The organism is Mesorhizobium sp. M8A.F.Ca.ET.021.01.1.1, from assembly GCF_003998025.1.
In the GTDB taxonomy this organism is placed as follows: Bacteria; Pseudomonadota; Alphaproteobacteria; order Rhizobiales; family Rhizobiaceae; genus Mesorhizobium.
Genome location: NZ_RZSJ01000335.1, coordinates 1 through 6,594, shown reverse-complemented (window position 1 = coordinate 6,594; position 6,594 = coordinate 1). Strand labels below are relative to the sequence as shown.

Sequence of the window (6,594 nt, the reverse complement as noted above, 5' to 3'; positions counted from 1 at the left end):
CCGCCGCATGGTCTCGTCGGGGGTGAGGTCGGTGCCGGCCCGGACAGCACGTTGTCGCGCAAGGACGGCGCGAGCGGATCCGCCTGCCGGTGCTCGTGACCGAGCCCTATGAACTGCTGAAGGGCGATATCTTCCGTCACGTTTCGCCGTCGGGCGGTGGCTATGGCGATCCGCTCGATCGATCGCTCGACGACATCCGCTACGATCTGCTCGAAGGCTACAGCATGCGCGCTCACCTTGAGGCGAAATACGGCGTGATCTTCACCGACGGCGAGGTCGATGCCGCCAAAACGTCTGCCGCGCGTGCCCGCTTGCGCAGCGAGCGGGCAATAGCCCAGGCAAAGAGCACCCAGGGCGTCTCGGCTCGTGGCGCCGCCCCTAGGCGATCGGCCCGAAATACCGGCAGACGTGCTCACCCCCCGACTTAAGGCACCCCAAAATCTGTTCCGTGAACAATCTCGCTCCTAGATGACTACGATATACAAACTGCGTTTGACGCACGTTGTTGGCCGATTGATGGTCCTCTGTAACGAATGTGCGGCGGCCAACCCAGCCAGGACTTGATAGATGCAGAAGTTTGAAAATTTGAGAGAATTGCAATCTGAGGTCGCCGGGTGGCGACGTCATCTGCATCAATACCCAGAGCTCGATTATCGATTGCATAACACGGCCAACTTCGTTGCAGAGAAGCTGGCTTCTTTCGGTATCAATCACATCGAAACCGGGATTGCTGAGACTGGGGTCGTCGCACTGATCCAAGGCGAAGGCGGAGAGGGTCCGACTGTCGGCCTGAGGGCAGATATGGACGCCTTACCGATTGCAGAAGCATCAAACAAGCCGTGGTCCTCCCGGGTGCCCGGCAAGATGCATGCCTGCGGCCATGATGGCCATACAGCTATGCTTCTTGGGGCAGCAAAGCATCTTGCTAAAACGCGGAACTTCAAAGGCACGGTCGCCTTGATCTTCCAGCCAGCTGAAGAAGATGGGCGAGGCGGTCAGAAGATGGTGCAGGAAGGGATTATGGACCGCTTTGGCATCTCACAGGTCTTTGGCATGCACAACTCGCCGGGTCTCGACGTCGGGAAATTCGCCATCGCTGATGGGCCAATATTGGCTGCGCTCGATGAGTTCGATATTACGATAAGGGGTAGAGGGGGGCATGCGGCAATCCCACATCTTACAATCGATCCGGTCGTTATTGGAGCGCAGATCATTCTCGGGCTGCAGACCTTGGTGTCTCGCTACACAGATCCCACGGAATCGCTCGTCATTTCCGTCACAAAACTGAGCGCCGCGCAGGCCTACAACATCATCCCCGATACGGTCGAGTTGTCGGGCACTGTTAGGACGCTGCTGCCGAGCATGCGAGACTTCGTCGAGCATCAGATTCTGGCGTCCGCTCGAGGCATCGCGCAGGGGTTCGGCGCAGATGTTGAGCTGAAATACCGGCGCCTCGAACCGATGACCATCAATCATACCGAGCAGACTAGTCTGGCAGTCGCGGCTGCTCGAAACCTCGTCGGCTCGGGTGCCGTGAATGACAAGGTCAAGCCTCTAATGGGCTCAGAAGATTTCGCCTATATGCTCGAAGCGCGGCCTGGCGCGATGATATGGCTCGGGAACGGATCGACAGCAGCCGTACACAACCCGGCTTACGACTTCAACGACGAAGCCCTCCCTTACGGGATTGGCTACTGGATAAGCCTCGTCGAGACGACATTGAAGGCATGAACCCCTGTAGCTGACCACTGCCCAGAATTGATCGGAGCGGTAGTCAAGATCCAGAGCCATCGACCAAACTCTCGACAAAGATAACGTGGACCCGGATGGGTGTCTGGCAAACGGCTCGGAATGAGACCTTGGATGCATGGAAAGAGATGTCTGACGCATCTCCAAATGCGCGCTCGCTACTCTCAGGCCAAAGCAGCGGGTGGACGTGTCCATCTGAAAACGCGATAGTGCCGTCCCGGACTCTATATTGGCGAACTCTGCCCCAAGTAGCGCATACTTAGCGTTCAGCTGGTGTGTGCGCCCATCAATGGCTCTAAATGAATCGAGCGAAGTGAAGTGCAGATCAAAGACGTCCTTCTTGCGCCTGGCAACGGCGCGTTCTTTTATGACGATCAAGCTGCCATTAGGTCCGGCGCGACCCAGGACGGCTTCATCTATGTCGGCACACCGACTACGCCTGGGTTTGATCGAATTCGCATTCCGGCATCGTCGCTCAGTGTCGGGCTGGTTCTTACCGACGAAACCGTCGTTTGGGGCGACATGATGAACGTCCAGTACTCCGGTGCAGGTGGACGCGGCCTTGTGTTCGACACCAATCAAATCTCGGATCTTACCTCACGCGCTGTCGTACCGCGGCTTCTTGATGTCGATGCCACTCAGTTTCGTGATTCCTGCACGAACGCTTTTCAGCTCGTCGAACATCGGCGTCTACCTCTGGCTATAGAGTATGGCGTCAGCCAAGCTCTTCTTCGCGCAGCCGCCCATCTCCACCGTAAGACGATGGCAGAGATCATATGTAGTGAGTTCGGGCTGCAGTTACCCACGTCCCGAGTCCCAATTTACTGCCAGAGCGGTGACTCGCGAGAAATCAACGTCGACAAAATGGTTTTGAAAGCCGTGGATGTGCTTCCCCACGGTCTGATCAACTCACGGCAGAAATTCGGCATCGACGGGCAAGCCTTCATGGAGTTCGTGAAGTGGGTTGCAACGCGTACGCGCCAAATCGGCCGCCCGGGGTATCATCCGGTGCTGCATTTCGATGTGTATGGCTGGATCGGCCAGGAAATCGGCCTGGAGCCGCAAAGCATCGCCGACTTTATCTGCAAGGTTGCAGATACGGTCCCGGATTTCACGCTCAACATCGAGTCCCCGGCGGATTTTGGTTCGACGCAAGCTCAAATTGAGAACTACGCCAAGATCGTATCGATCTTGGACAACCGGGGCTCCAACGCACGCCTTGTCGTGGATGAGAGATGCAATACGCTTGAAGATATTCGGCTCTTCGCAGAAGCGAAAGCCACGCATCTTGTCCAGATCAAGACGCCCGATGTCGGTTCAATTGCCGACACAGCGCGGGCCGTTCTCCTCTGCAAGAAAAACAAGGTCGGAGCGTATGTCGGAGGAAGCTGTACCGAGACAGATCTCTCCGCCCAAGCTTCTGTCCACGTATCCGTGGCAACCCAGGCCGACATGATGCTTGCAAAGCCCGGAATGGGTGTCGACGAGGCATTCTCAATTGTCGGGAACGAACAAAGCCGGTTGCTTGCGATGCTGGACCGTCGCCGGTCTCAAGCCATAAACGTTGGATGAAAAGCACGGTGTCGCATGCAAAACGCTCTTGAGGGGATCACTGTCGTAGCCGTGGAGCAGGCCGTGGCCGCGCCTTATGCATCGTCTCGCCTTGCCGATGCCGGCGCCCGGGTGATCAAAGTCGAAAGGCCCGAAGGGGACTTCGCGCGCAACTACGACAAACTGGTGCGGGAACAGAGCGCTTACTTCGTCTGGCTCAACCGGGGTAAGGAGTCGGTCTGTCTGGACCTGAGGTCGGAGGCGGACCGCGCCGTCCTGGACACGCTCGTTGCCAGTGCTGACGTTTTTATCCAGAATCTGAAGCCGGGCAGCATCGAAAAACTGGGTTTCGGGTCTGCGGATCTCCGTCGTCGTTTTTCGCGGCTGATCACCTGCGACATCTCTGGTTTCGGGGAGAAAGGCCCGTATGCCCATTTGAAGGCTTATGATCTCCTCGTCCAGGCTGAAACAGGTCTGTGCGCGATCACCGGCACCCAACAGGGACCGGCGCGTGTAGGGGTCTCGGTTTGCGACATCTCGGCGGGCATGACGGCGCATAGTGCCATTCTTCAGGCACTCTATTACCGCGAGGTTACCGGCAAAGGGACCAGCATTCAGGTGTCACTGTTCGATGCCGTCGCCGACTGGATGAACGTGCCGGTTCTGCAACATGACTATAGCGGCTACCACACGGCACGCGCTGGCGTGAAACACCCGTCGCTTGCGCCGTATGGCGCCTATCGTTGTGCCGATGGCAAAGACGTCATCTTTTCGGTTCAGAATGACCGCGAATGGGTAAATTTCTGCGAGAAATTCCTGAAGCAGCCGGCGCTCACGCGCGCACCTGGTTTTGCCGATAATATGGAGCGCCTCGGTCACGGGGCGCAACTTGATGAGATCATTGAACTGCGTTTTTCCGAACTATCCTGCCACGAAGCAATGCAGGAGCTTGAGGCAGCCGGTTTGGCATATGGCCGACTGAACGAAGTGGCGGATCTTTCAAAGCATCCCCATCTTCGCAGGGTCGAGGTCGTCACACCCGAAGGAACTGTCGAGACGATAGCGCCTGCGGCGATCTTCAACTCGGAGCGCCCCTCGCTGCGCCCAGTGCCGGGTCTTGGCGCGCATACAGAGACTATCCGGGAAGAGGTTCTGGGGCGTTTGCGCGATACGGGCCACGTTTCTGGCAGCTCTGCGGTCTCGGCCATGCGGGAAAATACCAAGCGTTGCGCGGCCGAGGGGCTAGCGAAGGAAGTCGGGCGGCTCGGGGCCCAGCCCTTAACCATGAGATCATCACCTGGAGACCCAGAGGACCTTCTCCGGCCGCCGGTGTCATATATTTCCCTCCTCGCTGTACCACCATGAACCAACTTACGAGACGGCGCTGAGCGTCGTTCGCGCGGCGCGGGAGAGTGTTTCATTCAGGACGACCTTGCGAGCGGCGAAGCAGCGCGGTTTCCTAGGGACGGGCCATCTGCAAACGCGATGATATCGTCCAGAATTTTATATTGGCGAACTGAACACCACGTCGCGCATACTCGCAGCTAGCGGGACAAACGCCCGCCCGCAGAGATATGCTCCGGCGCCTGCAATAAGCGAAATGCCACATCTTACCTTCGATCTCGATGTGACTGGCGTGAGCATGGGTCCTGCTGGTGAATGAGGAAGCCTCGCTTGGTCCTTTGGTTGCAGACCCAGACCGCTGAAGCACCGGAAAAACCTGCTCTCGCTGCCGGGGAAGCCCGCATGAGTGGATCGAGCGATCTGGCATGATGAGAAGTCCTGAGGACCGGCTTTTACGTTTGGCATGAGAGAGGTGCCGCGCACTGACCAAGGTAATTCGGCAACAGTGAAGCATGTATGCGCTGTTAAATGCCATATACAAAGTTTATATGGAAAATAGTACCTATAAATGTGCAAACGTTCAATTTGTCCAAGTAAAATTCGAGACATAGTTGCATAAAAGCAACGTCTAATTTATATAGCTCTGAAAGATAAACTTTGCCCTTGCGCAAATGGGAGCCATGGGTAGCTTCGCGCTGCGAAGAATGCACTGCGATGTGCGTCCGTTTCGGTCGTCGGGGCAAAGATGGTCGTCAATCGACGTTCTTCCCCTTTTTGTTGAGAGGCACCAGGTTGAGGCCGCGAGACGGCTGCTAGTTCGCATGCGTGCGAAAACGCAATACATCGCAGTTCTCCAAACTTCATGTCTTCAACGCTCTTTCGGCGGCCTGTTGAGGGAATCCTATTGGGAAAGCCACCTATGTCCGGACCGAGTGATCTTGCGGATGAAAAACGCCAGAGCGAGCTTTCAAGCTTTGTCTTGAAGGAGGTGCAGCGCATTCTTGCCCAATGCGATGAGGCAAAGCAGGGCGACAAGGCTGCTGGCGCGCTTTCGGGTTCTCCTTCCGACAACTCGACCGCCGTGGTCGCCGAATTTCTTGGCAGACTCGAGGCCGAAGCAGCGCGACGGCTGGATGCTCAGGCGTGTGAGATCGCTTCGCGACCGCGGCCCGCCGATCATCCCCTTGGGCATCCGCTTCTGAAAGATCATCCCAGAGAAGGCGCCCGCATTGCTGAGTGGGCCGGTCCAGTTGCGGGGTCGACGCATCTCGAGAGACGTTTTGGAATACCGCGGTCAACGCTACATTGGTGGCAGCGGCACAATGATGTGGTTGCCTTTCGCAGAGGCTCCCGCAAGCATGTATTTCCCCTGGCTCAGTTCATCGACGGCAGGCCTATGCCCGGAATCCGGGAGGTCCTTTCCTCGATCTCCGATCCCAGACTGGCTTGGCTGTGGCTGATCAGCCCGTCGCCTCTGCTCAAGGGTCGTGTTCCTGTCGAATTGCTCAGGGAAGGCATGAACACAGAAGCTGTTGCGTCGGCCGCCCAGGCTATTTCTCTGATTGGATCTATCTGACGATTCGTCGGCGTCGTTGGCTGTTCGCGCACGCTCGATGTGGCCGCAAGCAGTGAATGTGCCAATTGTGCGGTTTGTACAAATGTATAGTTGTTCAATTTGTGCAAGTAATAACGGCTATTTAGTGATAAAAATACAACTAATACTGGTACATATTGCAGTGGAACGGAATTTGAACTTGCGCTATTCCGCCCGGTGAATAGCGTTCGAACCGGGAAGGATGCATCGCGATGCGCATCTTTTTCGATCGTGGGGATAGGGAACGGTTCGTCTATCGACGTCCTCGCCCTTTTCAAATCATTCAAGGAGATCAAGTATGAACATCAAGAGCCTACTTCTCGGCTCCGCTGCGGCCCTGATCGCAGTTTCCGGTG

4 protein-coding genes and 1 pseudogene are annotated in these 6,594 nt (G+C 56.7%); all 5 read left to right on the top strand.

Annotated features, from left to right (window positions below; all coding sequences use genetic code 11):
• The first annotated feature begins 89 nt into the window (after nucleotides 1-89).
• Nucleotides 90-428 carry a hypothetical protein gene (locus EOA36_RS22885; RefSeq protein ID WP_135897370.1) on the top strand — a complete coding sequence of 113 codons (339 nt, stop codon included), beginning with the start codon at nucleotides 90-92 and terminating at the stop codon, nucleotides 426-428.
• A gap of 139 nt (nucleotides 429-567) precedes the next feature.
• Complete coding sequence (locus tag EOA36_RS22880; RefSeq protein ID WP_126101832.1) at nucleotides 568-1,731, top strand: M20 aminoacylase family protein; 1,164 nt, start codon at nucleotides 568-570, stop codon at nucleotides 1,729-1,731.
• Nucleotides 1,732-2,067: 336 nt separating this feature from the next.
• On the top strand, nucleotides 2,068-3,321 hold the full coding sequence (locus EOA36_RS22875; RefSeq protein WP_126101831.1) for a methylaspartate ammonia-lyase: 1,254 nt from the start codon (nucleotides 2,068-2,070) through the stop codon (nucleotides 3,319-3,321).
• A gap of 15 nt (nucleotides 3,322-3,336) precedes the next feature.
• Nucleotides 3,337-4,470 (top strand): annotated as a pseudogene (locus tag EOA36_RS22870) (CaiB/BaiF CoA-transferase family protein); the annotation flags it as partial.
• Nucleotides 4,471-5,563: 1,093 nt separating this feature from the next.
• The gene (locus EOA36_RS22865; protein WP_127229476.1) at nucleotides 5,564-6,220 is read left to right on the top strand and encodes a hypothetical protein; all 657 of its coding nucleotides are present in this window, start codon (nucleotides 5,564-5,566) and stop codon (nucleotides 6,218-6,220) included.
• Nucleotides 6,221-6,594 lie beyond the last annotated feature (374 nt).